The sequence below is a fragment of the Pseudomonas petroselini genome (genome assembly GCF_045037875.1).
Classification (GTDB): Bacteria; Pseudomonadota; Gammaproteobacteria; order Pseudomonadales; family Pseudomonadaceae; genus Aquipseudomonas; species Aquipseudomonas petroselini.
In genome coordinates, this window is the sequence record NZ_CP173614.1 from 5,406,699 (window position 1) to 5,431,971 (window position 25,273).

Here is a 25,273-nt window from a genome sequence, read left to right on the forward strand (position 1 = left end):
CGGGTTATTCCCAGTTGCCCAGGTCGGCGCTGTAGCCCTCGCCGCCGGGTTGGCCGTCCTGACCGTAGAAGATCAGGTCGAACGCACCGTGCTCACCGGGGAAGCGGTAGCCGAAGGCATGGCCGAACGGGTCCTTGAGGTCTGAGGGTTTGGCGTACGGCCCGGCCCAGCCGGCGCTGTTGCCGGGCTTTTCGACCAGTTGCTGCAGGGTCTTGGGCGGCGAGCCGACGTCCAGGCCATAGCTTTCGATCTTCATGCTCAGGCTCGCCAGTTGCGCTTTGCCCGCACCGTACTTGCCCTTGTCCACATTGCCGCCGACCTGGCGTACCACGATGGTCGCGACGATGCCCAGCAGCACGATCACGGCGAGCATTTCCAGCAGGGTAAAACCGCCCTGGCGGCGGGCAGGCTTGAATCGGGTAGGACGCATCAGCTTGTTTCCTTAAGGGTTCATATATTGCTGGTCAGGCTCATCAGCGGCAGCATGATCGCCAGCATGATCACCGCCACCAGCACCGCCATGACCACGGTCAGGGACGGCACCAGCGCGGCGAGCAGGCGGTCGATGCCGCGTTTTGCCTCGACGTCGAACACGTCGGCGACCTTGAGCAGCATGCTGTCGAGTTCGCCGGCCTGTTCGCCGACTTCAATCATTTGCAACGCCAGGTCCGGCAGCAGGGGTTCGCTGCCGAAGGCGCTGGCCAACGTGCCGCCGCCTTTGACGGATTCGGCGGCCTGGGCAACTTGCGCCTGCAGCGCGCGGTTGGTGCACACCTGCCGGGCAATCACCAGCGCTTGCAGCAGCGCCACACCGTTGCTGAGCAAGGTGCCAAGGGTGCGCGCCAGGCGTGCGGCTTCGACCCGTTGCAGCAGCGGGCCAAGAATGCGGATGCCCAATACGCGGCGGTCATAGCGCTCACGGCGCTGGGGATCACGCAGGCGTGCGACCAAGGTCCATGCGCCGACAATCAACCCGCCCAACACCGCCAGGCCGTAGGCACCGAGGAATTGGCCGAGGCCCAGAATCACTTCGGTGATCAGCGGAATTGGCACGCCCAGATCCTTGAAGATCGGCACGAACTGCGGCACCACGTAGGCCAGCAACAGCGCGAGCGAACCGAGCACGCCCACCACCAGAAACGCGGGGTAGATCAGCGCGTTGATCACTTCGCCCCGGAGCAACTGGCTGCGCTCCAGGTAATCGCTGAGCTGGCGCAGCGTGTCTTCCAGGGCACCGCCCGCCTCGCCGGCGCGGACCATGCTCAAGTACAGCGGGGAGAACTGGCCGCCCTCCTCCTCCAGCGCCTTGGATAACGGCTGGCCGGCCTTGACCTGTTCGCGGATGCGCTCGATCAACGCGCGGGTCTGCGGCTGGCCGGGCTGCTTGAGCAGGATGCCCAGGGAGCGTTCCAGCGGTTGGCCGGCGCCCAATAGCGTGGCCAGTTGCTGGGTGAAACTGACCAGCGCCGCGCCGTTCAGTTGGCCACGGCCGAAGGCCTTGCGCAGCCCCTGGGCGCCCGCCACCTCGATCTGCAACAGCAGCAAACCGCGTTTGTGCAGCGCAGCGACGGCAGCGTCCTGGTCCTTGGCTTCCAAGGTGCCATTTTGCGCTTGGCCCTGGCTGTCGAGGGCGCGGTATTTGAACAGGCTCACGCGCCCTCTCCACGGGTGACGCGCAGCACTTCTTCAAGGGAGGTAACACCCGCCACGGCCTGGCGCAGGCCCTCTTCATGCAAGGTGCGCAGGCCACCTCGGCGGGCGGCCTGTTCGAGGGTGGCGGCGTCGGCCTGGCGCATCAGCAGGCTGCGCAGTTCGTCGTTCATCACCAGCAGTTCGGTGATCGCGCTGCGGCCGTGGTAGCCACCGCCCGGCGCATCGGCGCGCGGGCGATAAAGCAGGATCGGGCGCTGCTCGGTAAACCGATCCAGGCCATGTTCGGCGATCAACTCGGCGGGGGCTTCGAAGGCTTCGCGGGTGGCCGGGTCGAGGCGCCGCACCAGGCGTTGGGCGAGGATGCCATTGACGGTCGAGGCGATCAGGTAGCTTTCCACGCCCATGTCCAGCAGACGGGTGATACTCGCCGCCGCGCTGTTGGTGTGCAGGGTCGAGAGCACCAGGTGGCCGGTGAGGGAAGACTGGATGGCGATACGGCAGGTTTCCAGGTCGCGGATTTCACCGATCATGATCACGTCCGGGTCCTGGCGCACGATGGAGCGCAACGCGCCGGCAAAGTCCAGGCCGATGGCCGGCTTGACCTGGATCTGGTTGATGCCTTCGAGCTGGTATTCCACCGGGTCTTCGACGGTGATGATCTTGCGCTCGGCGGTATTGAGCCGCGACAGCGCCGTGTAGAGCGTGGTGGTCTTGCCCGAGCCGGTGGGCCCGGTGACGAGCAGGATGCCGTGGGGCCGTTCAAGCACTTCCAGGAAAGTTTCCAGGCGCTGGCCGTCGAACCCCAGGCTCTGGAAATCGAACTGCACGGTCTGGCGGTCGAGCAAACGCATGACCACTGACTCGCCAAAACTGGTGGGCACCGTGGAGACCCGCAAGTCCAGCTCCTTGCCCTGGATGCGCAGCATGATGCGCCCGTCCTGGGGCAGGCGCCGCTCGGCGATGTCCAGGCGCGCCATGATCTTCACCCGCGAAATCACCGCCGCCGACGAACTGGACGGCGGCGCTTCGGCCTCGTGCAGCACGCCGTCGATGCGGTAGCGCACCTTGAGCTGGTTTTCGAACGGTTCGATATGAATGTCCGAGGCGCGATGTTCCACCGCACGCTGCAGGATCAGGTTGACCAGGCGAATCACCGGCGCTTCGGAGGCCATGTCCTTGAGGTGTTCGATGTCTTCCAGCGCACCGCCCTGCTCGTCGAGGTTTTCGATCAGCGTGCCCATGGCCGAACGGCCCTGGCCGTAGTAGCGCTCGATCAGGGTTTCGACTTCATTGCGCGGGCCCACGGCCAGCCACACCGGCACGCCGCAGGCATAGGCCAGGGCCTGGAACGGGTACACCAGCGATGGGTTGGCGGCCAGCACGCGCAGGCCGCCCTGGCTCCAACCCACGGGCACCACTTGGTAGTGACGCATGAAGCGCTCGGTCAGTGAGGGCAAGGGGTCCAGCAAGGGTGGCGCGGCATCGGCCAGCAGCAACGGCGCGCCGAGCAGGTCGGCCCAGGCGCGGGCCAGTTCCACTTCGGAGACCAGTCCCAGGCGGGTCAGCAGGCCGAGCAATTCGGGGTCATCCGACTCTTGGGACAGGCGTCGGGCGCGCTCCAGGTCAACGGTTTTCAAGCCAGCGTGCTGCATCAGCCACGCGCAGACCTGTTCGGTGTGCGGGATGTGCAGTTGGCAGGCATCGAGGGGCGTTGAGGCGCTGGGCATGGGTAAAAATCTGAGGGGCGATGTTCTAAAGGGCTATGGGAAACCCTTGTGGGAGGGGGCTTGCTCCCGATAGCGGTGGACCAGCTGCCGCATGCGCCGGCTGATACACCGCTATCGGGGGCAAGCCCCCTCCCACAGGGGACCGCGTTTCCCCGTTAGTTCGAGGTCTTCGGCGCGGCCTGGCTGCTGTTCAGCGGCCGCCCGCCTTTGGTGGTTTCGGTCTTCTGCTTCTTGGCAGCCTTGGCATCGTGGCTCTGGGTCAGCACGGTGGAATCAGCGGCGCCTGACTTGGCATCCGCGTCGGTGGCATCAGCCGCCATCGCCGCGCCACTTAGCGCAACGCCCAGTACAACACCGGCACCCAACAGGGAAATCTTCATCAACTTTCTCCAGATCAAAAACAGCAGATAGCCCAAGTGGCGCCTTGAACTCAATCAAGACCCTACACCAAAGCGTTGTGTATGACAGCTTGTGTAAACATGGCACTTTAGAACTACCGAGCAATGCCACTAGTTCGCCATGCACGATGATTTTTCTTAAACCAATCGACTGGTAGGTTTACCCTTAGTTCCTGAACGTAAGAAATTATTTCTTATTTCACGCAAAAATTAGCTTTCGTTTGACTTATAACCGCAAGAATTGCCTTAATTATGCCGTTTTCGCGGTTCAAAATGCCATCTCGTGATATCGCTTAGACACTACTTACAATAACAACTCATATAATTATTACACTTATAAAACTGCGAATTTCGCCAAATAGTTGCAATTAGCCATCGGTTAAAAATTGCGCTCACGGGCAACTATTGCCCAGAAAAAAGTGACGAGCGTGCATTGCAACACGCACTTCTCGGCGCGCCATGTTTACTGAACAGTTGTCGGAGAGACCCATGAATAAACGCAAAATGATCGGTGCGCAGTCGGCATTCGCCCTGCTGGCACTGGCCGTGTCCCAGGTGCACGCGGCCACGAGCCCGGCCCTGGATGAAGGCCGGGTAAGCCGTGCAGAAAAGGCCGCGGATAAGACCCTGGCAAAGATGACCATGGAAGAAAAACTCGCCTACATCGGCGGCACCGGTGGCTGGGACGTCAAGCCACTGACTCAGTACGGCATCCCGCAGATTCACGGCGCCGATGGCGGCGTGGGCGTGCGTTACACCAGCGAGGGCAACGCGCAGGGCGTGGTGTACCCGTCCGGGCCGAACCTGGCCGCCAGTTGGAACCCGCGACGCGCCATCGACCTCGGCCGTGCCCTGGGCTATGACACCGCCAGCGGTGGTTATCAGTTCGTCACCGGGCCAGGCGTGAACCTGTACCGCATGCCGTACAGCGGCCGTGCGTTCGAGTATTTGTCCGGCGAAGACCCGTTCCTCGGCGCCAGCCTCGCGCCGGCGGTAATCAACGGCATTCAATCGCGCGGTGTGTGGGCCAACGCCAAGCATTTCGCCGCCAACGACCAGGAAAGCAACCGCTTCCACCTCGATGAAATCATCAGCGAACGCGTCCTGCGCGAGATGACCCTGCCGCCGTTCGAGTCCGCGTCGAAGAACAGCAAAGTCGCGATGATGATGTGCGCGTTCCAGAAGGTGAACGGCGAGTTCGCCTGCCAGAACAAACACCTGATGCGCGACATCCTCAAGACCGAATGGGGCTACCCAGGCTTCGTGCAGAGCGACTACAACGCGGTGGTCAACGGGTTGCCGGCGGCGCAGGCCGGTACCGACCTGGACATGATGGGCTACCAGATGAACAGCACCATCCTCAAGCCTTACCTGGACAGCGGCGAGCTGAGCAGCGCGACCATCGATGACAAGGTGCGGCGCATCCTCAAGCAGATCTACCTGTACAAATTCGACAGCAAGGCGCCGTTGACCAGCCACAACATGAACAGCGCCACCAGCAACCGTGTGGCCCTGAACGCCGCCCGTGAAGGCATCGTGCTGCTGAAGAACCAGAACAGCCTGCTGCCGCTGGACGCGAAGAAGGTCAAGCGCATCGCCGTGGTCGGCACCCTGGCCAAGTACGCGCCGCCTACCGGTTTCGGTAGCGCCAACGTGATGGCCGCCAACTACATCAGTGAGCTGAGCGGTCTGCAGCAACTGGCGCCGGGCGCCAAGGTCGAGTTTATCGACGGGCTGTCCCTGGACCCGGCCACTTCGACCTGGACCCATGCCGACAGCAATGGCAACAGCGCCAAAGGCTTGAAGACCGAGTTCTTCAACAACACCAACTGGTCCGGTGACCCGGCGGCCAGCCGTACCGACACACATGTCGACCTCGACTGGTCCACCGACAGCCTGCCGGTGAACGGCGATACCGCCGCCACCTCGATCCGCTACAGCGGCCAGATCACCCCGACCGTCAGCGGCGAGCAGGTGTTCAAGGTCCGCGCCGACGGCGCCGTGCGTCTCTACGTCAACGGTAAGAAAGTCCTCGACAACGGCGACGGCAAACCGCTGCCGAACAACAGCATTCCGCCGACCATCCCGGTGTTTGCCAAGGTCAACCTGGAAGCTGGCAAACCTGTCGATATCAAGCTGGAATACTCGCGTCGCAACGGCTACCTCTCGACCATGGGCGGCCTGGTCGGCGTGCAGATGAGCTGGGCTTCGCTGGTGGCACCGCAAGACCTGGCGCAGTACGACGCGGTCCTGGTGGCAGCCGGTAACAGCAATGAATACGAAGGCGAAGGTTTCGACCACAGCTTCGACCTGCCGGAATACCAGAACCTGCTGATCCAGAGCATCGCCAAGGTCAACCCGAACACCGTGGTCACGCTGCACGGCGGTACCGGGCTGAAGATGAGCGACTGGATCGACCAGGTACCGGCCGCGCTGCATGCGTTCTACCCTGGGCAAAACGGCGGCCAGGCCCTGGCGGAAATTCTGCTAGGCAAGGTCAACCCGTCGGCCAAGCTGCCGATCAGTATCGAACGCAACATCGAAGACAACCCGATCTACGCGACCTTCCCGAAATTCGACAACCAGGAAACCCTGGCCGAGATGAGCTACAAGGACGACCTGTTCCTGGGCTATCGCGGCTACGAGAAGAAAGGCATCAAGCCGCTCTATCCGTTCGGTTATGGCTTGTCGTACACCACCTTCGGCTACAGCAACATCAGCGTGACCCCTGGGGTGGCGGTGGCGGGTGCGCCGATCAAGGTGTCGTTCGACCTGTCCAACACCGGCAAGGTCGCGGGCGCCGAAGTGGCCGAGTTGTACGTGGGCCAGAACAACCCGAAAGTCGAACGCGCCATCAAGGAACTCAAGGGCTACAAGAAGGTGTTCCTGAAGCCGGGCGAGAGCAAGCGCGTGACCATCGAACTCAACGATCGCTCGCTGGCCTACTACGACGTGGCGAGCAAGCAGTGGGTGGTGGATGCGGACAGCTTCAACCTGTCGGTGGGCGCGTCGTCCCAGGACATTCGCCTGAACGCCAAGCTGGTCAACCCGTTCCGCCAGGAACTGTCGACCACCACCAGCAACCCGCTGCCGCGCTCGGCGCTCAACTCGACGCTGCGTGAATCGACGGTGAAGACTGGCGGCGTGCTGCATCAAAATGAAGGGGATAGCGGCACCAGCGACGGTGATGGCTATGACATGAGCGATGACAGCAGCCAGGGCAGTGCTGCCGGCAACTGATCCCGACTCAGTCTAGTGTGGGAGGGGCGGTGCTACGATTCGACTGGCTCCCTCCCACATTTTGGGCCGCGTTATTTTTGGATTCTGATGGCCGCTTCGACCCGCGCGATGTAGCTGTCGAACCGCGCCACCAGGTCCACTTGCGCGGGAAAGCGCAACCACTGGATCTGCAGGCCATCCATCATGGCCAGGATTTCTTCCACCAGCCCGGCGATGTCCACATCGCTGCGCACCTCCCCCGCCGCCACCAGGTCGGCAAACTGCCCCTGCAAGCGCCGCTGGATGCCCGCGTAACGTTCCTGGAACCACGCCCAGGCTGGCTGGGTGTCGAGCAGACTTTCGGCATTCAAGATGGTAAACGCCCGTACCACCCCAGGCGCGGTCGCGTTCGAACGGTTGATCGCACGCAGGCTGCCCAGCAACCCGGTCAGGGTTTTTTCAGCGCGCACTTCATCGGCAATCCGTTGATTGACCTCGTCGCGGCGTTGCAGCACGCCCATCAATAATGAAATTTTGCTGGGGAAGTGGTGCAGCACACCGGCAACGGAAATACCGACGATGGCCGCCACTTTTGCCACCGAGGCGCCGCTGTAGCCCTCCAGGGAAAACACCTGCAAGGCTGCATCCAGCAGCTCTTCACGGCGCTTTTCACCTTTTGGGGCGCGACGGGTCTTGGGGACGGGTTCGGTCATAGGAACATCCTTGTGGGCAGGCTTTCACCGTATCCAAATTGCCCCCGAGCCGCAAATAAAGCTCAGGCGCTTTCCCGTTCGATCAGGCGGCACTCCAGCAAGTTCAAGCGCTGTACCTCATCATTCACCGCCAGCACGCCCAGGCTTTCCAGCACCCGCGTCGCGGCCAGCACACCCATCTCCAGCGCAGGCGGCTTGATGGTGCTGAGGCTCGGCAGCAGCATTTCGGCAAACGGATAATCACCAAACCCGAGCACGGCGCAGTCCTGCGGGATCTTCAACCCGGCGCGCTGGCCGGCCAGCAAACCACCGGCGGCCAGGTTGTCATTGGCGAAGAAGATCGCATCGGGCGGGGTGGCGTGGTTCATCAGGGTTTCCATCGCTTGCTTGCCCGCTTCGAAAGGGGCGCGGTCGGCGTCCGGGGCGAAGACCCAGGGTTGTACACCCAGTTCGGTCAGGGTCGCGGCGAAACCGTCACGACGCTCCAGTGCACTGAAGTCGCCCGCCGCGCTGTTCTGCACGAAGGCAATACGTCGGTAGCCCTTACCGTGCAGGTAGTGCGCGGCACTGACACCGACGTCGTAGTGGGAAAAACCGATCTGCAGCGGCGCGCGTTCGGGCACGTAGTCCCAGGTTTCGACCACCGGGATATCCACGTCCGCGATCATCTTTTCAGTGCCTGCGCTGTGGAAGCGGCTGGTCAGCACCAGCGCTGCCGGCGACCAGCCGAGGAACGCGCGCACCGCGCTTTCTTCCTGTTCGGCGCTGAAGTAACTGGACGCCAGCAGCAATTGATAGCCATGGCGACTGAGGGTGTCGCTGAACCCCTGGATAGTATTGGCAAAGATCGGCCCCGAGATGTTCGGGATCACCATCGCCACGATCCGCCCGCGCGCCGAGGCCAAGCCGCCGGCCACCAGGTTGGGCACATACCCCAGCTCGGCGACCACCTGGGCAATGCGCTCGCGACGCTCGGGCGAGACGTGCTCCGGCTGGTTGAAATAGCGCGACACGGTGATCGCCGACACCCCGGCCTGCCGGGCCACGGTGTTCAAGGTGACGCGCCCGGCGCCACGGCGCTTGCGCGGTTTATCTTCGCTCACGGGACAATCCTGCTAACAACCAAAAAGAATATAGGAATAATTTTTAAGTCTTTGACGCTCTAAACTCGAGCTACCAATAATGCCGATGTTAGCGCTAACAACGCGCGCTGTCTGCTACTCGCTCAAGCGAATGCCCACGACAGTTTTCACAGGCGCTGACGGTCGCAAGAACCGCAGCGGACCCGGGCATTCTTTTCGAGCACACACAGCATGCACAACGTCACAAAACACACTCATTTGTTACTGCTCGCAGGTTTGACCGCCCTCCCCGTGCCCGGCGCCTTTGCCGCTGACGAGCAGGAACCCACGCTCAAATCGGTAACCGTCACCGCCACCCGCCGCGAAGAATCCCTGCAGAAAGTCCCGGTAGCGGTGTCCGTGCTCGACGGCGAACAACTGGAGCGGGACAACCGCAACGGCGTGGCGAGCATCGCCCAGCAGGTGCCGTCACTGAACTTCCGCACCGGCGCGTCGAACAAGGACACCTCGCTGTTTGTGCGCGGCGTGGGCACCATTTCCACCTCCCCCGGCGTCGAGCCGACGGTGGCCACGGTGATCGACGGCGTGGTCTACGCCCGCCCCGGCCAGGCCACCCTCGACCTGCTGGACCTGGAGCGCATCGAAGTGCTGCGCGGCCCGCAAGGCACGTTGTTCGGCAAGAACGCCTCGGCCGGTGTGCTGAATATCACCAGCAAGGCGCCCACCGCCGAGACCCACGGCTATATCGATCAGTCGTACTACAGCGGCAATGAAAGCCGCACCCGCTTCGGCATCGGCGGCAGCCTGGTACCTGACGTGCTCAAGGGCTCGATCAGTACGTTGTTTGGCAGCTACGACGGCAACGTGGACAACCCGCACAACGGCCAGGAGGTCAACGGCTACAACCACAAAGGCATTCGCGGCAAGCTGGAGTTCACCCCCAACGATGACGTGAAGCTGACCCTGATCGCCGACTACATGCAGTCCCACGACGACGCGCCGAATGGCGTGGTCAGCAAGTCCCTGAGCCCGGCGTTCAGCAATGCCCTGAGCCCGGTGCGGGCGTCCAGCGACAACCGCGACATCAACACCGATACCCGCAGCCATGTGGAAGACATCAACAAGGGTGTATCCGCCCAGCTGGACTGGAACCTCGGCGACTACACCCTGACCTCGATCACCGCCTGGCGCGGCTGGGACAACACCCAATACCAGGACGGCGACCGCCTCGGTACCGTGAGCGCTGCCTTCCCCGGCACCGCCGACAAGGGCGAACTGGACTTCAACCAGTACTCCCAGGAACTGCGCCTGGCCTCGCCCAAGGGCGAATTCCTGGAGTACGTCGGCGGCCTGTTCTACATGCACGGCAAGGACGAAGAAACCTACCAGCGCACACTGACCACCACGACACGCACCGACCGTGGCATCGCCGACTACAGCACCACCAACGACAGCTACGCGGTCTTCGGCGAAACCACACTGAACTTCACCTCGCGTTTTCGGGGTATCGCCGGCCTGCGTTACACCCATGATGACCTGAAATACGCTCACCGCCGCGCCTCCACCTCGGCCACGACGGTCAGCGGGATTCAACCGGCCACCTCCAGTTCCGGCTCGGTGGACGAAGACGGCTGGTCCGGCCGCCTCGGCGTGCAGTACGACCTGACTGACAGCGTCACCAGCTACCTAACCTACTCGCGCGGCTACAAAGGCCCGGCCTACAACGTGTTCTTCAACATGCAGCCGCGTGACACCGACGCGCTCAAGCCGGAGACCTCCAACACCTGGGAAGCCGGGATCAAGGCCACCGCCTGGAACAACCGCCTGACCACCAACCTGGCGGTGTTCCACAGCGACTACGACAACTACCAGGCCAACTTCTTCGACACCGTCGCCGGCCAAGTGGTGACCCGCTTGATCAACGCCGGCAGCGTCAGCACCGAAGGCGTCGAGCTGGATTACGCCTTGCAGGCCACCCAGCAACTCAAGCTCTCCGGCGCCCTGGCCTACACCCGTGCGCGCATCGACAAATTCGCCTGCCCCGCGGGTGCCGCCGCGACCTGCAACGTGAATGGCAAGCCGCTGCCCTTCAGCCCGGACTGGAAAAGCTACGTGCGCGCCGACTACACGATCCCGCTGGATAACGGCTTGGACATCGAACTGGGCACCGACTACAGCTGGCAGAGTGAAGTGCAGTACGACATCAGCCAGAACGTCGACACCCAACAAGGCGCCTATGGCATCTGGAACGCCAGCGTGGCCCTGGCCGACTACAGCAAGGGCTGGCGCGTCGCATTCCTGGCCAAAAACCTCGCGGACAAGTCCTACTCACCGCTGCTGGCCAGCGGCGGCAATTATATCTACCGCGCCGTACCCCGTGACGATGAGCGTTACTTCGGCGTGCAACTGCGCAAGGATTTCTAAGCATGAGCCGTCAACTGAAACTCGGCGCCTTTCTCATGGCCACCGGGCATCACGTCGCCGCCTGGCGCCACCCGGACGTGCCGGCACATGCCGGGCTGGATTTCGCCCAGTACAAACACCTGGCACGCGTGGCCGAAGCGGCGAAGTTCGATGCGCTGTTCGTGGCCGACAGCGTTGCCGCGCCTACGGGTGAGGTCGCCAGCCAGATGGCGCGCTCGGACCATTTCGAACCGCTGACCTTACTGTCGGCGCTCAGCGCAGTGACCGATCACATCGGCCTGATTGCCACGGCGACCACCACCTACAACGAGCCTTATCATGTGGCACGCAAGTTCGCCTCGCTGGATCACCTGTCCGGCGGGCGCGCGGGCTGGAACCTGGTGACCTCGGATGCCGCCGCCGAAGCGCAGAATTTCGGCCGCGATGAACACCTCGGCCATGCCGAGCGCTACAGCCGCGCGCGGGAATTTCATCAGGTGGTGACGGGGTTGTGGGACAGCTGGGAGGACGATGCCTTCACGCGGGACAAGGCCAGCGGCACCTACTACGACCCGGCGAAGCTGCACGTGCTGGATCACGTCGGCGAACACTTCCGCGTCAAAGGCCCGCTGAACGTGGCACGCTCGCCCCAGGGCCAGCCGGTGATCGTGCAGGCGGGTTCGTCGGAAACCGGCCGTGAACTGGCGGCGCAAACCGCCGAGGTGGTGTTTACCGCACAGACGTCGTTGGCGAGTGCCCAGGCGTTTTATGCCGACCTCAAGGCGCGTTTGGGGCGGTATGGGCGCGAGCCGGATTCGCTGAAAATCATGCCGGGGGTGTTTGTGGTGGTCGGTCAGACCGAGGCTGAAGCCCAGGCGAAATTCGAGGCGTTCCAGGCGTTGGTTGAGCCGGAAGTCGGCGTGGCTTTGCTGGGGCGCATGCTGGGTAATTTCGACTTGTCGGGCTACCCGCTGGACGGTCCCTTGCCCGCGTTACCGCTGACCGACAGCGGGCAACGCAGCCGCCAACAACTGCTGAGTGATTTGGCCAGCCGTGAGCAACTGACGCTCGCACAATTGGGTCGGCGGATTGCCGGTGGGCGCGGGCATTACAGCCTGATCGGCACGCCCGCACAGATTGCCGATGCGCTGCAAAACTGGTTCGAAAATGGCGCGGCCGATGGTTTCAATATCCTGGTGCCGCACCTGCCGGGCGGGCTGGAAGATGTCGCCCAGTGGGTGGTGCCCGAGCTGCAACGGCGCGGCCTGTTCCGCACTGAATACACCGGTCCCACCTTGCGTGAAAACCTCGGTTTGGCGCGCCCCGAAAACCGCTTTAAAAAGGACGACGCATGAAGATTCCGGCCCTGTTACTGGCCCTGCTGGCCGTCACTCAAACCGCCTTGGCGGCCGACCCCGCCGCACTGCGCATCGGCTACCAGAAAGGCTCTATCGCCCTGGTGCTCGCCAAGGAACATGGCCTGCTGGAAAAGCGCTTCCCGCAGACGCAAGTGAAGTGGATCGAATTCCCCGCCGGCCCACAGATGCTCGAAGCGCTGAATGTGGGTGCGCTGGATGTCGGCGCCACCGGCGACATCCCTCCCCTGTTCGCCCAGGCTGCCGGGGCCGACCTGGTCTACATCGGCGCCGAACCGCCCAAGCCCAGCGCCGAAACCATCCTGGTGCGCAACGACAGCCCGCTGCATTCGGTGGCGGACCTCAAGGGCAAGAAAGTCGCCTTCCAGAAAGGCTCCAGTTCCCACAACCTGATCCTGCGCGCCCTGAACAAAGCCGGCCTGAGCTACACGGACATCCAGCCGGTGTACCTGCCGCCGGCCGATGCGCGTGCGGCGTTCGAACAAGGCAGCGTGGATGCCTGGGCCATCTGGGAACCCTATTCGTCCCTGGCCCTGAGCCAGAGCCCCAGCCAGGTGCTGGCCAATGGTGAAGGCCTGGGTTTATCCGGGCCGGTGTATACCGCGCGGCGTGAATATGCGAAGGCCAACGGTGCGTTCATCCACGACCTTCTCGGAGCACTCACCGCCGCCGAAGCGCTCACGCGCAGCCAGCGTGAAGACAGCTTGAAAGTCCTGACCGACTTCATGGGCCTGCCCGCCGCCGTGGTTGCGCGCTATATGGACAACCGCCCGCCTTCGCCGATTTTGCCGATTGACGACAAGATCATCCAGGCGCAGCAGGCGACGGCAGACCTGTTCTACCAGAACCGGTTGTTACCCAAGGCCATCGATGTGAAGCAGGCCGTATGGAAATCTGAAGCCCACTGAGCTCCAAATGTGGGAGGGGGCTTGCTCCCGATAGCGGAGTGTCAGTCACCTCCTGTATTGACTGCCCCCCTGCTATCGGCAGCAAACCCCCTCCCAGATTTTTTGATCGCGTCAGGCGTGATGGCGGGTGCTTTTCTCCACCACGCACATCGGCGTGCCGGACACCGGCTCATTGATGATCTGCACCTGCACCTCAAACACCCGCCGCATCAACTCGGCGCTGATCACCTCCCCCGGCGCACCGTCAGCCACCAGCTTGCCGCCGTGCATCACCGCCAGGTGGTCGGCATAACGGCAGGCCTGGTTGATGTCGTGCAGCACAGTGATCACGGTCTTGCCTTCTGCCGCCAGTTCGCCCATCAGGTCGAGCAGTTCGACCTGGTGGCTGATGTCGAGGTAAGTGGTGGGTTCATCGAGCAACACCACCGACGCGTTCTGCGCCAGCACCATCGCCAGCCAGGCGCGTTGGCGCTGGCCGCCGGACAAATCTGCCAGGGCGCGGTCGGCCAGGGTGTCCAGTTCCAGGCGTTGCATGGCCTGGGTGACATGGGATTGGTCGTTGCCGCTCAGGCGCCCCCACAATGAGTTGTGCGGGCTGCGACCATACGCGACCAGTTGGCGCACGCTGACACCTTCCGGCACCGGCAATACCTGGGGCAAAAACGCGATCTGCCGCGCCAATTGGCGAGCGGACAGGCCGGCGTAGGCCTGGCCATCCAGGGTCAATTCGCCCTGGATCGGCGTGAGGATGCGCGCGAACGCCTTGAGCAAGGTGGATTTGCCGCAGCCATTGGGGCCGATCAAGGCAGTGACCTTTCCGGCGGGCGGCGCAAAGGACAACCCCTGCACGATGCGCGTGGCACCGTAGCCGATATCAAGCTGTTGCGCGTGGAGAATACTCATGTCATCAGCCCTTGAACCGTGCCAGCAACCAAAGAAAATACGGCGCGCCAATCACCGCCGTGAGCACCCCGGCGGGGATTTCGCTGGGCGCGATCAACGTACGCCCCAGGGTGTCGGCCAGCACCAGCAGCAGCGCACCGATCAGCATCGCTGCCGGCAGCAGGTACTGGTGATGCCCGCCTACCAGGCGCCGCGCCATGTGCGGTGCGACCAGGCCGATAAAGCCAATCGGCCCGATCACGCCCACGCCCAGGCTGGTCAGCAGCACCGCGCAGGCCATCGCCAGCCAGCGTGTGCGGCTCAGTGCGGTGCCGAGGCTGTGGGCGGCTTCATCGCCCAGCGCAATCAGGTTCAGCGGCTTGGCCAGGCACAGGCCCACAGGGATCAACACCAGGAACGGCAGCACCAGCGCCAGGTGGTGCCAATTGCGGCTCCACAGGCTACCGGTCAACGCGAGCAAAGCGGTGTTGATATCCAGCGGGTGGGACAGGATCAGAAACTCGGTGACGCTGGACAACGTCACCGCAATCGCCACCCCGGACAGCGCAAAACGCACGCCGGAAAAACTCACCCCGGTGTTGTACAGCGCCAGCAGCAACGCGCCACCGGCACCGCCCAGGCAGGCCACCAGCGGCAGCCAGGCAATCGGCAAATGCGGCCAACTGATGATCGCCACGGTCAGCGCCAAACCGGCGCCCTGGGTCACACCGAGGATTTCCGGCGAGGCCAGCGGGTTGCGGATCACGCCCTGCACAATCGCCCCGGCCAGGCCGAAGGCCGCACCGGCGAGGATCGCGATCAGGCTACGCGGCAGGCGGTGGTTCCATACTTCGAAGTCGAGCGCGTCGTGGGCCAGCAGGCGCTCCACCACGGTGCCCGGCGCGAGCCACTGGGTGCCGGCGCTGAGGCTGACCAACGTCGCCAGCAGCAATAGGCCGAGCAGCAGCCAGAGGCGCGAACGTGGGCGGATCATAGGGCGCGCCTGGCAAGAAAGAGGAAGAACGGTGCGCCGATCAGCGCGGTGACCACACCGGCCGGGGTCTCCACCGGAAACGCCACGGCGCGGCTGAGCAGGTCGGCTCCCAGCACAATCACAGCGCCTAATGCCGCGCTCAGCGGGATCAGCCAGCGGTAGTCATTGCCGAGAAACTGTCGAAGGATATTCGGTGCAATCAGCCCGACAAAGCCGATCGGCCCCACCGCGCAGACGCTCGCGCCCACCAGCAGCAAACTGGCGACAAACACCTGCAGGCGCAGGCCGGCAATGCCCACGCCCAGCGAGCGTGCGGCGTCTTCGCCGAGGTTGATCAGGTTCAAGCGCGGCGCACACCAGAGGGCCCACACGCCGCCGATCAAGGTGCACGGCCAGAGCAATTGCACTTGCGCGGCGCCGACATTCGCCAGGGAACCGGCCAGCCAGTTGAGCACGCTTTGCGCCTGGGCTTCGACCAGGATCACCGTAAGCCGGGTCAAGGCCGCGCACAACGCCGCCACGGCTACGCCGGCCAATACCAGGCGCCCCTGGGCGGTGGTCGGCGACCAGGCGCCACCCAGGCTGAACACCGTGACCCAGGCCAGCGCGCCGCCCAGGCAAGTCATCAACAACGCACCGCCGGCGAACGGCAGAGCGACCAACCCAGTGGAAAACAACGCCAACCCCAACGCCGCCCCCGCCGTCACGCCAAACAGGGATGGCGAAGCCAGGCGGTTGCGCGTAATGCCTTGCATCAACGCGCCGGCCAAGCCCAGGCAGGCACCGACCAACGCCGCGCACACCGCACGGGGCACGCGCAATTGGGCGACGATGTAGGCCATATTGCCGCCCACGCTGCCTTGATGGACCAGGCCATTCCACGCATCCGTCGCCGTCAGCGTGAACGGCGACCAGCTGTACAGCGAAAACCAGAACAAACCGGCGCCCAACAGCAGGATGCCCATGGCGGCGAAACTGCGTTGCACGGTTATTGGCTCAATACGGCTTTGCCGCCTTTAAGGATCGCCAACGTGTCTTCGGCGATCTGCTCCGACGCCAGCACGCCCCGGTTGCGCGCCCAGCTGTCGCCATCCACTTCGGCGACATGCTGGTTACGCACGGCGCCGAGCACTTGCCACAGCGGCTGCTTGCTCCAGCTGTCGACAATGCTCGGGCGACGGTAATGGCCGACCAGCAACCAGCCCGGGTCGAGGGCAAGCAGTTGCTCCAGGCTGACGAACTCGGTGGGCGCGGCGTTGGCGCGTACCGACGGGACTTTCAGGCCAATGGCTTGCAGCACGCTGCCGGCGTAGGAGTCCGGGCCGTGTACGGAGAAGCTGTCTTCCCGCGCCACACCGAACAGCACGCTGGCGCCGGCGGGGATCTGTTGGGCGATGTTTTTCAGGTTTTCACGGTTTTGCGCGATGCGCGCGGTCATCTGCGGGCTTTTGCCCAGGGCCTTGCCGATCAGCTCGGCGGACTTGAGGCTGCCTTCATAATCCTCGCCACGCGACGGCAGCAACAGGGTCGGCGCAATGCTCGACAGGTCGCTGTACAGCGCCTGATGGCGGTTGAGGTCGGCGACGATCAGGTCCGGCTTGAGACGCGCGATTTCCTCGATGCTCGGCTGCGAGCGCAGGCCCACGGACGTCCACTGGCCGATGGCCTGGCGCACACGGGGCAATACACGATTGGCGTCGCCATCATCGGCGGCGCCGACGGGGGTCACGTCAACGGCGGCGAGGCTGTCGAGAAACGAGAACTCCAACACCACCACGCGCTTGGGCGCATCCGGCAGATGCACGGCGTGCTGGCCGTCGTTGAGATCGATGGGGGCGGCGCTCAGCAGGCTTGAAGAGAACGCCAGGACACAGGCGGCAAGGGTGGAGATGGAGCGCAGCAATCGCATGACAAGAACCTCGGCGTTAAAACACCCCGGCTAGACAGGCTGGGGAAAACGGCGGGTACTATTCCATATCAGCGCGGCGTGATCAAAAAACATTCTCATTTATACCCGCTCTACCCTGTGGACGCGGGGTTGTTGGGGTGAGTGGGCTGCGTGGTGAGCAGGCTTGTTGGAGTGACTGGCCTGCATGGTGAACGGGCTTGTTGTGGTGAGCGGGCTGTTGTGGTGAGCGGGCTTGCCCCGCGCTGGGTGGCGAAGCCGCCCCAAAACCTGGCGCCGCGTTCTACCTGACACGAAGTGGTGTTCTTGTTGGGGCTGCTGCGCAGCCCAGCGCGGGGCAAGCCCGCTCACCACAACAGCTTGCTCCCCCCCAACAAGCTTGCTCACCCCAGCAAGCCTGCTCACCACAACAAGCTTGCTCCACCTCAACAAGCTTGCTCACCTCAACAAGCCCGCTCCCCCCTGCAACCACCTTGACCACAGAAGCCAGTCCGCGCAGCAAGCCTCATGCTAGAAGTCGACGGTGGCCGAGAGCAGGTAGGTACGCGGCGTCGACAAGGTCAACCCCGGCTCGCTGTCATCCGAGGCGCCGGCCGAACTCCAGTAGCGTTTATCGGCGACGTTCTCCACGTTCGCCCGCAGGGTGATGTGTTTGTCGTCCACCTTGAACGCATAGCGCGCGCCTACGTCGATACGGTTCCAGGCGTCGATTTCCTTGTCGTTGGACTGATCCAGGTACTGCGAGCTGGAGTAGAGGCCACGGCTGGTCAGGGTCAGCCCTTCCAGGGTCGGTACGTCCCACTCGGCGCCCAGGTTGACGTTGTACTTGGGCGTCGCCGGTGCACGGTTGCCGTCATAGGTACCGTTGGTGGTTTTCTGCAGTTCGCTGTCGATGTACATCACGCCGCCGAGCAGGCGCACGCCCTTGAGCGGTTCGCCGAACACACTCAGCTCGGCCCCGGTGTTCTGGCGCTTGCCGTTGGGGCCGAACAGGTTCGTGGTGCTATTGGTTTCATAGGCGGGCTGCTTGATGCGGAACACCGCAGCGGTGACGGCGAAGGCGCCGGCGTCGTATTTGGCGCCCACTTCCACCTGGCGGCTGATAAATGGCGGGAAGATTTCATCGTCATTATTCGACGTCGACGGCGCGACCTTGCCCTGGCTCAGGCCTTCCATGTAGTTGGCATACAACGACAGCTTGTCGGTGGCCTTGAACAGCAAGCCGCCGGACGGCGAAATCTTTTCTTCGTCGTACCCGGTCTTGCCTTTGACCCCATTGTTCCAGTCATCCACCTTGACTCGCTGCCAGCGCGCGCCGAGGGTCAGCAACAGGCGGTCGTCGAAGAAGCCCAGGGTGTCGGACAGTGCTACGCCGCTGAATTTGTTTTCGGTGTAGACCTTCGCATCCTGGCGCGTTGCCGTTGAGGGCGTCAGCGTTTGCGCCGGGTTATAGAGATTGCTGCGCCCGTTCGCATAGCGTGCGCCGCCGTTTTCAAAGTCCATATAGAAGTAGCTGGCGGCCAGGTTGACCTCATGGCTCACCGACCCGGTCTGGAACCAGTTGCGCACGCCGGCGGTGTAGGTGCGCACATTTTCATCGCGGGTGAAATCCCGCGGCGACACAATGAAATCACCCGCCGCGTTGGTCACGGACACCGCATGGCGCAGGAAGTCGTGGTTACTTTTGCGCGCGCCCACACCGCCGTAGAGCATCACGTTATCACTGAGGTCGTACTCAGCATTGACGGTGCCGAAGGTGTCGTTGGTGCTGGCCTTGCTCCAGGACTGCGCATAGTTGCGGCGCACATCGTTGGCACTGGGGACCGGCGCGGCGGCCGCGACCTGCACACGCTCCTGCGGGGCATCGGTGTCACGCTCGGTGTGGCCGATATCGGTGGAAAGGCGCAGGCGCTCGCCACGAAAATCCAGGCCCAGCACAGCCATTTCACGATCGACGCTCTGGTGATCCCATTCGGTGTCGCCGGACTGTTTAACGCCGTTGAAGCGGATGCCGAACTTGTTGTCTTCGCCAAAGCGCCGCCCTATATCCACCGCACCGCCCGCCTGGCTGTCAGAGGCCCAGTTGCCGGTAAACGAGTTGATGTCTTTGTCGGTGGCGCGCTTGGGCACCACGTTGATCCCGCCGCCCACGCTGCCGCGCGGCGAGATGCCATTGATCAGTTGGGTGGGACCTTTGAAGATGTCGACGCGGTCGGCCATTTCCATATCGATGGTGTAGGTCGGCAACACGCCATAGAGCCCGTTGTAAGCCACATCACTGTTGAACAGGCTGAAGCCGCGAATGGTGAACTGCTCATAGCGCCCGCCCGCCGGGTTGGTGGCGCGTACCGACGGGTCGCTGGCGATCAGGTCGCCAAGGGTGCGCGCTTGCTGGTTCTTCACCGCGTCCTGGGTGTAGGTGGTCATGCTGAACGGGGTTTCCATGAAATCCCGCGTGCCCAGCAGGCCCTGCGAGCCACGCCGCGCCACCTGGCCACCGGCGTAGGTGTCGCCGTCGTACAGGCCGGTGGTGCCGAGAATCGAGGTCGGCGCCAGTTCCAGGCTGCTGCCATCCGGTGCCGGTACCAGCATGTAGGCCTGCTCACCCATGGGTTGCAGTTGCAGCCCTGAGCCTTGCAGCAAGCGGGCAAAGCCCTCCTCCACACCGAACTCGCCGGACAAACCGCCGCTGCTGCGACCGCTGACCAGGGCGGGGTCCACCGACAGGTTAACCCCCGACAACCCGGCAAAACGCGTCAGTGCCGCACTCAGGCTACCGGCCGGCACTTGGTAACTGCGGCGGCTGGCGGTGTCTTCGGCATAGCTGACGGCGGCGAATAACGGGCTGGCACTGAGGCTCAGCATCAGGCTCAGTTTCAGCAACGGGCGCAAGCGCAGGGGGCGGACTGCAGGCATTGGAGGAAGCTCTCGATTTTGTTCACTTGCCTGGAATGACAGGCGAGGTGAAAAAAGGGGACAGGCTTCGACCAACTTTTTTCAAAATGGCAGGGCATGGCGGTGCCATGCCCTGCTCTGGTTACCATACCGCAATATGCGAATCCGCCCTTGGCTCGGTGCCGCCGCACAGCACCCCGCTGACCGGGTCGCGCAGGATGATCTGCCCGCGCCCGTAGTCGGTGAGGTCGCTGGCGACCTGCACCTGGTGCCCGCGTCGCACCAGGGCATTGGCCAGGTCGCGGGAGGCGCCCTGTTCGATGCCGACCTTCATGTCGCCCAGCCATTGCCAGCGCGGCGCGTCGAGGGCCGCTTGCGGGTTGAGGCCGAAGTCCACCAGGTTCATCACCATCTGTACATGGCCCTGGGGCTGCATATAGCCGCCCATTACGCCGAACGGGCCGAGGGCCTGGCCGTCCTGGGTGAGGAAGCCGGGGATGATGGTGTGGAAGGTTTTCTTGCCCGGCGCCAGGCAGTTGGCGTGGGTCGGGTCGAGGCTGAATTCCTGCCCCCGGTTCTGCAGTGCGATGCCACTGTCGGGCAGCACCACGCCGGAGCCGAAACCGTGGTAGTTGCTCTGGATGAACGAGACCATATTGCCTTCGGCGTCGGCCGTGGCCAGGTACACCGTGCCGCTGGCGTGAGGGTCGCCGGGCTTGGGTGGCAGGGCCTGTTCGCCGATGTGCGCACGGCGACGGGTGCTGTAGACATCACTGAGCAAATCGGCGACGGCCACGCGCATGTGCAACGGGTCGGTGATGTAGTGCAGGCCGTCGCTGTAGGCGAGCTTCATCGCCTCCAACTGGCGATGCCAGGTTTGCTGGCTGTCGCGGTGATCGAAGCTGAAGCCTTCGAGGATTTTCAGCGCCATCAGCGCCACCAGGCCCTGGCCGCTGGGCGGGATTTCCCAGACGTCCACACCTCGGTAGTTGATGTGGATCGGCTCGACCCATTGGGCGCGGTATTCCTTGAGGTCGCTGGCGCGCAGGTAGCCGCCGCTCGCCTTGGAATGGGCGTCGAGGCGCTCGGCCAGCGCGCCGCGATACAGGCTTTCGCAGCGGGTGGCGGCGAGTTCTTCCAGGGTGCGGGCCTGGGCCGGGTTGCGGAAAATCTCCCCGGCCCGTGGCGCGCGACCATCAATCAAGAAGGTGTCGAACCAGGCCTCCAGCACCGCGTCACGATGGGGGCTGAATTCGTTCAAGGAGATCTGCCATTGATGGGCAACCACCGGCGACAACGGGAAACCGTCGCGCGCCAGGCTGATGGCCGGTTGCAACAACTCGGCAAACGGCAACTTACCGAAGCGTTGCGACAGCTCGGCCCAGGCCGAGGGGCAGCCGGGCACGGTGACGGGGGTCCAGCCGTACAGCGGCATCTGGTCATGCCCGGCGGCCTTGACCGCGTCGATACTCAAGGCCGTCGGCGCATGGCCGTTGCCGTTCAAACCGTGCAGCCGGCCCTTGCACCAGACCAGCGCAAACGCGTCGCCGCCGAGGCCGCAGCCGGTGGGCTCTACCACCGTCAGCGCAGCCGCCGTGGCAATGGCGGCGTCGATGGCGTTGCCGCCCTTTTGCATGATTTCGATCCCGGCCTGGGCGGCCAGGGGTTGGGACGCGGCAACCATGCCGCGCCGGGCAAACACACTTTGGCGTTGCGAGGGATAGGGGTACTCGTGAGCGGAGAATTTCAACATGGCAAAGGCTCTTCAACACAAGGGTTTATTAGCGGGCTCATAACACGCGGCTGAGAAACGCCCGGGTACGGGGGTGGCTGGGGTGGCTGAAGATCTGTTCCGGCGGCCCTTGTTCGATCAGTTCGCCCTGATCGAGCACCACCACACGGTCAGCGACTTCGCGGGCGAAACCCATTTCGTGGGTGACCACCACCATCGTCATACCCTCCTCGGCCAGTTCCTTCATCACTTGCAGGACCTCGCCAACGGTTTCCGGGTCGAGGGCGCTGGTGGGTTCGTCGAACAACATGGCTTGAGGCTTCATCGCCAGGGCGCGGGCAATCGCCACCCGTTGCTGCTGGCCGCCGGAGAGCATCGAGGGGTAATGACTGGCCTTGTCCGCCAGGCCGACCCGCGCCAACAGTCCACGGGCTTGCTCCAACGCTTCGGCACGGGGGGTGCCGAGCACTTGGATCGGCGCTTCGATGATGTTTTCCAACGCGGTCATGTGCGGGAACAGGTTGAAACGCTGGAACACCATGCCGATGTCGCGGCGCTGGCGGGCGATGTTGCGCTCCGAATCGCGCACCAGGCTGCCGTCGCTGCGCTCGCGATAGCCCATGGCACGGCCGTTGACGCGGATGCGCCCGCCCTGGATGTCTTCGAGCAGGTTGATGCAGCGGATAAAGGTGGTCTTGCCCGAGCCCGAGGCGCCGATCAGCACCACCACTTCACCGCGCCGCACTTGCAGGGAGATGCCCTTGAGGATCTGCAGCGTGCCGAACGACTTGTGGATATCCAGCGCCTCGATGATCAGTTCTTCACTTTGGTGCGCCATGGTTAACGTCCCCTCAGCAGTTTCAGGGTGCTGCGCCCGAACATGCGGCTGGCTGCCGGTGGTGGCGCAGAAGGCCGGTCAGACTGGCTGAACCGCGTTTCGAGCCAACGTTGGAAAAAGCCCCACAAGGTGGTCAGCGTCAGGAAGTAGAGGGCGACCACCAGGTACAACTCGAACACACGGAAGGTCGCCGAGGTGATCATCTGGGTACTGAGCAGCAACTCCTGCACCCCGATCACGCTGACTAGGGTGGTGTTCTTGAGCATCACATTGAACTCGTTGCCCAGCGGCGGCACGATCACCCGGAACGCCTGGGGCAGCACGATGCGCCGCATCAGCTTGGCGAACCCCATGCCCAGGGAACGGCCGGCTTCGTACTGGCCCTTGTCCACCGCGCCGATGCCGGCCCGGATGATCTCGGCCATGTAGGCACCTTCATTCAGGCCCAATGCGATAATCGCCGCCTGGATATTGCCGGGGACGATCAGGCCGAACAGTTCGATGTCCTCGAAGCGGAAAATCCCGCCGGCCGCCAGCGCGGTGTACAGGAACACGATCTGCACCAGCAACGGTGTGCCGCGCATCAGCCATACATAAAAACGCACCGGCAGGTGCAGCAACGGGTTCTTCGACAGGCGCAACAGCGCCGCCGCCAGGCCCAGCGCACAGCCGAGCAGCATCGCCAGCACGCTGATCAGGCACGTCAGCCACAGCCCGGTGAGGTAGACCCCACTGGGCTGCAACAGGTATTGCCAGAACACATCCCAATTGAAATTCATCGTTGTAGAACCTCAGTCGAGTGTGTCGCTGCTGACATGCCATTTGTTGAGCAATTGCACATAGCTGCCGTCGCTGCGCATGTCGCTGATGATCTGCTGCACGGCGGCGGTCAGTTGTGGATCATCCTTGCGTATGCCCAGGCCGGTGAGGATGCGACTGAACGCGGGCACGCCTTCCTGGAACAGGTCCGGGGCCATGGCGGCGTAGTAACCGGCGGTTTCCACGGTGGTGCCGTAGGCGTCGACCTGACTGATGCGCAGGGCCTGGAAGGCGTCGGTGTCGGTGTTGTACACCACCAGTTTCATCGGCGGCTTGCCGGCCTTGGCCAGGCTGTCGTTCTGGGTGTCCAGCAAGGTCTTGATGGTGGAGCCGTTGAGTACCGCGACCTTGTGCCCGGACAGGTCGTCCAATGCCTTGATGCCCTTGGGATTGCCCTTGGGCACCACCACCGACTGGCTGGAATACATGTAGTTGACGATGTCGATCACCTGGCGCCGCTCGGGCTTGTCGAACAGCTGGTCGACGATCATGTCGCACTGCTGGGCGAGCAACGCCGGCACCAGGCCGGAGAACGGAATCACCCGCCACTGCACCTGTTTGTCGCCCAGGCGCTTGGCGATCTCCAGGCCCAGGTCGACGGTGAGTCCCCGCGGTTTCTGCGCTTCATCGAAGGACACCAGGGGCGGTGAATCCATCCCCGAGCAGTAGGTGAGTTTGTCGACACTCTTCAGGCGCTCCGGTACCTGGGGCGCAGCGAAGGCCCATTGGCTACAGAGGCCGAGGGAGACAGCCACCAGCAAGGCGCGGCGTTTATGCATGACCAGACACTCCAGTTCGTTGAATAACGGGGGCAGGAATCAACGTCAAAACACGACAGCTTTCTTATTGTTCGTTTTGCAGGAATTGGATCAGCGCCGGCACCGTACCCTCGATGTGTTCGCGCACCACGGCTTCGGCGCGCGCGGCATCACCGGCACGAATCGCGTCGAGGATCACCGCGTGCTCCTCGCGGGCACTGAGGGGTTTTTCGCCGTGTTGCAGCCACAGGCGCATGGGGGCCTCGACCAGCGAGTACAGCGCGCAAATCTGCTTCATCAGGCGCGGGCGGCCGCTGAGGCTGCACAGGTATTCGTGGAAGGCGCGGTGGCGGCTGACCCACGCGGCGCTTTCATCGCGGTAGTCGTCCATCGCGTCGAGCATGCGCTCGAGGGCCGCCAGCTGGCGCTCGCCGATACGCCCCACCGCAACGCGCACCGCCAAGCCCTCAAGGGCGCTGCGCATCTCGAACACCTCGTGCAGCTCGTCAATATCCAGCCCGCTGACAATGGCGCCACGGTTGGGCCGCAGGGTCACCAGGCCTTGGGCATCCAGGCGGCGGAAGGCTTCGCGCACCGGCATGCGGCTCATGCCGATCTCACCAGCGATGTCTTCGGCGATCAGCCGATCACCCTTGCGGTAGCGGCCGCTACAAATGGCATCCAGCAGGAAGTTGTAGGCCTCCTCCTCCGCCGTGAGGGGCTGACGTTCAACATAAGCGGGGGCGAATTGCATCGACGGCACCTTTTGAATTTTTGTATCCAATTATCCACGAATACAAAAAAGCAGAATACGTGCCACATTACGCAAAGGTTGGCCAAGTGATTGATTTGGATGGAACAGCGAGGACGTGACGACAGAGGGCTCGCAATGACGCCGTAGTCGTGTGCTACCAAACAGCTCAGAACTGCCCCGTAGGTGGGCGCACGTAACAGGTGGCGGGCCACGCCG

General features: G+C 63.4%; 20 protein-coding genes. 4 read left to right on the forward strand and 16 right to left on the reverse strand.

What is annotated here, in order from left to right; translation table 11 throughout:
• Positions 1 to 4 precede the first annotated feature (4 nt).
• The 4 genes from gspG to ACI512_RS24795 all read right to left on the reverse strand — a co-directional run bounded on the left by gspG (position 5) and on the right by ACI512_RS24795 (position 3,760).
• Complete coding sequence (gspG, locus tag ACI512_RS24780; protein WP_015884870.1) at positions 5 to 430, reverse strand: type II secretion system major pseudopilin GspG; 426 nt, start codon at positions 428 to 430, stop codon at positions 5 to 7.
• A 20-nt stretch (positions 431 to 450) separates the two neighbouring features.
• A complete protein-coding gene (gspF, locus tag ACI512_RS24785) occupies positions 451 to 1,653 on the reverse strand; it encodes a type II secretion system inner membrane protein GspF (protein WP_064053361.1) in 1,203 nt (400 codons plus the stop codon).
• A complete protein-coding gene (gene gspE / locus ACI512_RS24790) occupies positions 1,650 to 3,380 on the reverse strand; it encodes a type II secretion system ATPase GspE (protein ID WP_015884872.1) in 1,731 nt (576 codons plus the stop codon). The genes gspF and gspE overlap by 4 nt, the downstream gene beginning before the upstream one ends.
• A 155-nt stretch (positions 3,381 to 3,535) precedes the next feature.
• Positions 3,536 to 3,760 (reverse strand): hypothetical protein, encoded by a 225-nt coding sequence (locus tag ACI512_RS24795; protein ID WP_046035367.1) that lies wholly within the window; start codon positions 3,758 to 3,760, stop codon positions 3,536 to 3,538.
• Positions 3,761 to 4,267: 507 nt separating this feature from the next.
• On the opposite strand from ACI512_RS24795, the gene ACI512_RS24800 reads away from it, so the two are divergent.
• Positions 4,268 to 7,018 (forward strand): glycoside hydrolase family 3 C-terminal domain-containing protein, encoded by a 2,751-nt coding sequence (locus tag ACI512_RS24800; protein WP_405121401.1) that lies wholly within the window; start codon positions 4,268 to 4,270, stop codon positions 7,016 to 7,018.
• 71 nt (positions 7,019 to 7,089) lie between these two features.
• Here the strand turns inward: ACI512_RS24800 and ACI512_RS24805 are convergent, their stop codons facing one another.
• Together ACI512_RS24805 and ACI512_RS24810 are read right to left on the reverse strand one after the other, a co-directional pair.
• Positions 7,090 to 7,710 (reverse strand): TetR/AcrR family transcriptional regulator, encoded by a 621-nt coding sequence (locus tag ACI512_RS24805; protein WP_015884875.1) that lies wholly within the window; start codon positions 7,708 to 7,710, stop codon positions 7,090 to 7,092.
• Between the two features lie 62 nt (positions 7,711 to 7,772).
• On the reverse strand, positions 7,773 to 8,813 hold the full coding sequence (locus ACI512_RS24810) for a LacI family DNA-binding transcriptional regulator (protein WP_236380776.1): 1,041 nt from the start codon (positions 8,811 to 8,813) through the stop codon (positions 7,773 to 7,775).
• Between the two features lie 210 nt (positions 8,814 to 9,023).
• Between ACI512_RS24810 and ACI512_RS24815 the strand changes: the two genes are divergently transcribed.
• From ACI512_RS24815 to ACI512_RS24825, 3 genes are read left to right on the forward strand one after another with little or no spacing between them, the layout of a single operon-like run.
• Complete coding sequence (locus ACI512_RS24815) at positions 9,024 to 11,216, forward strand: TonB-dependent receptor (RefSeq protein WP_236380777.1); 2,193 nt, start codon at positions 9,024 to 9,026, stop codon at positions 11,214 to 11,216.
• Positions 11,217 to 11,218: 2 nt separating this feature from the next.
• Positions 11,219 to 12,550 (forward strand): LLM class flavin-dependent oxidoreductase, encoded by a 1,332-nt coding sequence (locus tag ACI512_RS24820; RefSeq protein ID WP_236380780.1) that lies wholly within the window; start codon positions 11,219 to 11,221, stop codon positions 12,548 to 12,550.
• Positions 12,547 to 13,479: a sulfonate ABC transporter substrate-binding protein gene (locus tag ACI512_RS24825; RefSeq protein ID WP_064053355.1), complete on the forward strand. Its 933-nt coding sequence runs from the start codon at positions 12,547 to 12,549 to the stop codon at positions 13,477 to 13,479. Before ACI512_RS24820 ends, ACI512_RS24825 begins: the two co-directional genes overlap by 4 nt.
• A gap of 111 nt (positions 13,480 to 13,590) precedes the next feature.
• Here the strand turns inward: ACI512_RS24825 and fecE are convergent, their stop codons facing one another.
• From fecE to ACI512_RS24875, 10 genes are all read right to left on the reverse strand, one after another.
• Entirely contained in the window at positions 13,591 to 14,382 is a 792-nt protein-coding gene (gene fecE, locus ACI512_RS24830; RefSeq protein ID WP_236380784.1) for a Fe(3+) dicitrate ABC transporter ATP-binding protein FecE, read from the reverse strand.
• A gap of 4 nt (positions 14,383 to 14,386) precedes the next feature.
• Complete coding sequence (locus ACI512_RS24835; RefSeq protein ID WP_236380788.1) at positions 14,387 to 15,355, reverse strand: iron chelate uptake ABC transporter family permease subunit; 969 nt, start codon at positions 15,353 to 15,355, stop codon at positions 14,387 to 14,389.
• Positions 15,352 to 16,341 (reverse strand): iron-dicitrate ABC transporter permease FecC, encoded by a 990-nt coding sequence (fecC, locus tag ACI512_RS24840; protein ID WP_329616046.1) that lies wholly within the window; start codon positions 16,339 to 16,341, stop codon positions 15,352 to 15,354. Before fecC ends, ACI512_RS24835 begins: the two co-directional genes overlap by 4 nt.
• A gap of 2 nt (positions 16,342 to 16,343) precedes the next feature.
• Positions 16,344 to 17,258 carry a Fe(3+) dicitrate ABC transporter substrate-binding protein FecB gene (locus ACI512_RS24845; RefSeq protein WP_231809239.1) on the reverse strand — a complete coding sequence of 305 codons (915 nt, stop codon included), beginning with the start codon at positions 17,256 to 17,258 and terminating at the stop codon, positions 16,344 to 16,346.
• A 513-nt stretch (positions 17,259 to 17,771) separates the two neighbouring features.
• Positions 17,772 to 20,177 (reverse strand): TonB-dependent siderophore receptor, encoded by a 2,406-nt coding sequence (locus ACI512_RS24850; protein WP_405121402.1) that lies wholly within the window; start codon positions 20,175 to 20,177, stop codon positions 17,772 to 17,774.
• A gap of 121 nt (positions 20,178 to 20,298) precedes the next feature.
• Positions 20,299 to 21,909 carry a gamma-glutamyltransferase family protein gene (locus tag ACI512_RS24855; RefSeq protein ID WP_236383898.1) on the reverse strand — a complete coding sequence of 537 codons (1,611 nt, stop codon included), beginning with the start codon at positions 21,907 to 21,909 and terminating at the stop codon, positions 20,299 to 20,301.
• 37 nt (positions 21,910 to 21,946) lie between these two features.
• Positions 21,947 to 22,726 (reverse strand): amino acid ABC transporter ATP-binding protein, encoded by a 780-nt coding sequence (locus tag ACI512_RS24860; RefSeq protein ID WP_015884888.1) that lies wholly within the window; start codon positions 22,724 to 22,726, stop codon positions 21,947 to 21,949.
• 2 nt (positions 22,727 to 22,728) lie between these two features.
• Positions 22,729 to 23,505: an amino acid ABC transporter permease gene (locus ACI512_RS24865; protein WP_015884889.1), complete on the reverse strand. Its 777-nt coding sequence runs from the start codon at positions 23,503 to 23,505 to the stop codon at positions 22,729 to 22,731.
• Positions 23,506 to 23,517: 12 nt separating this feature from the next.
• Complete coding sequence (locus tag ACI512_RS24870) at positions 23,518 to 24,324, reverse strand: ABC transporter substrate-binding protein (RefSeq protein ID WP_015884890.1); 807 nt, start codon at positions 24,322 to 24,324, stop codon at positions 23,518 to 23,520.
• Positions 24,325 to 24,388: 64 nt separating this feature from the next.
• Positions 24,389 to 25,057 carry a GntR family transcriptional regulator gene (locus tag ACI512_RS24875; RefSeq protein WP_236381802.1) on the reverse strand — a complete coding sequence of 223 codons (669 nt, stop codon included), beginning with the start codon at positions 25,055 to 25,057 and terminating at the stop codon, positions 24,389 to 24,391.
• Positions 25,058 to 25,273 lie beyond the last annotated feature (216 nt).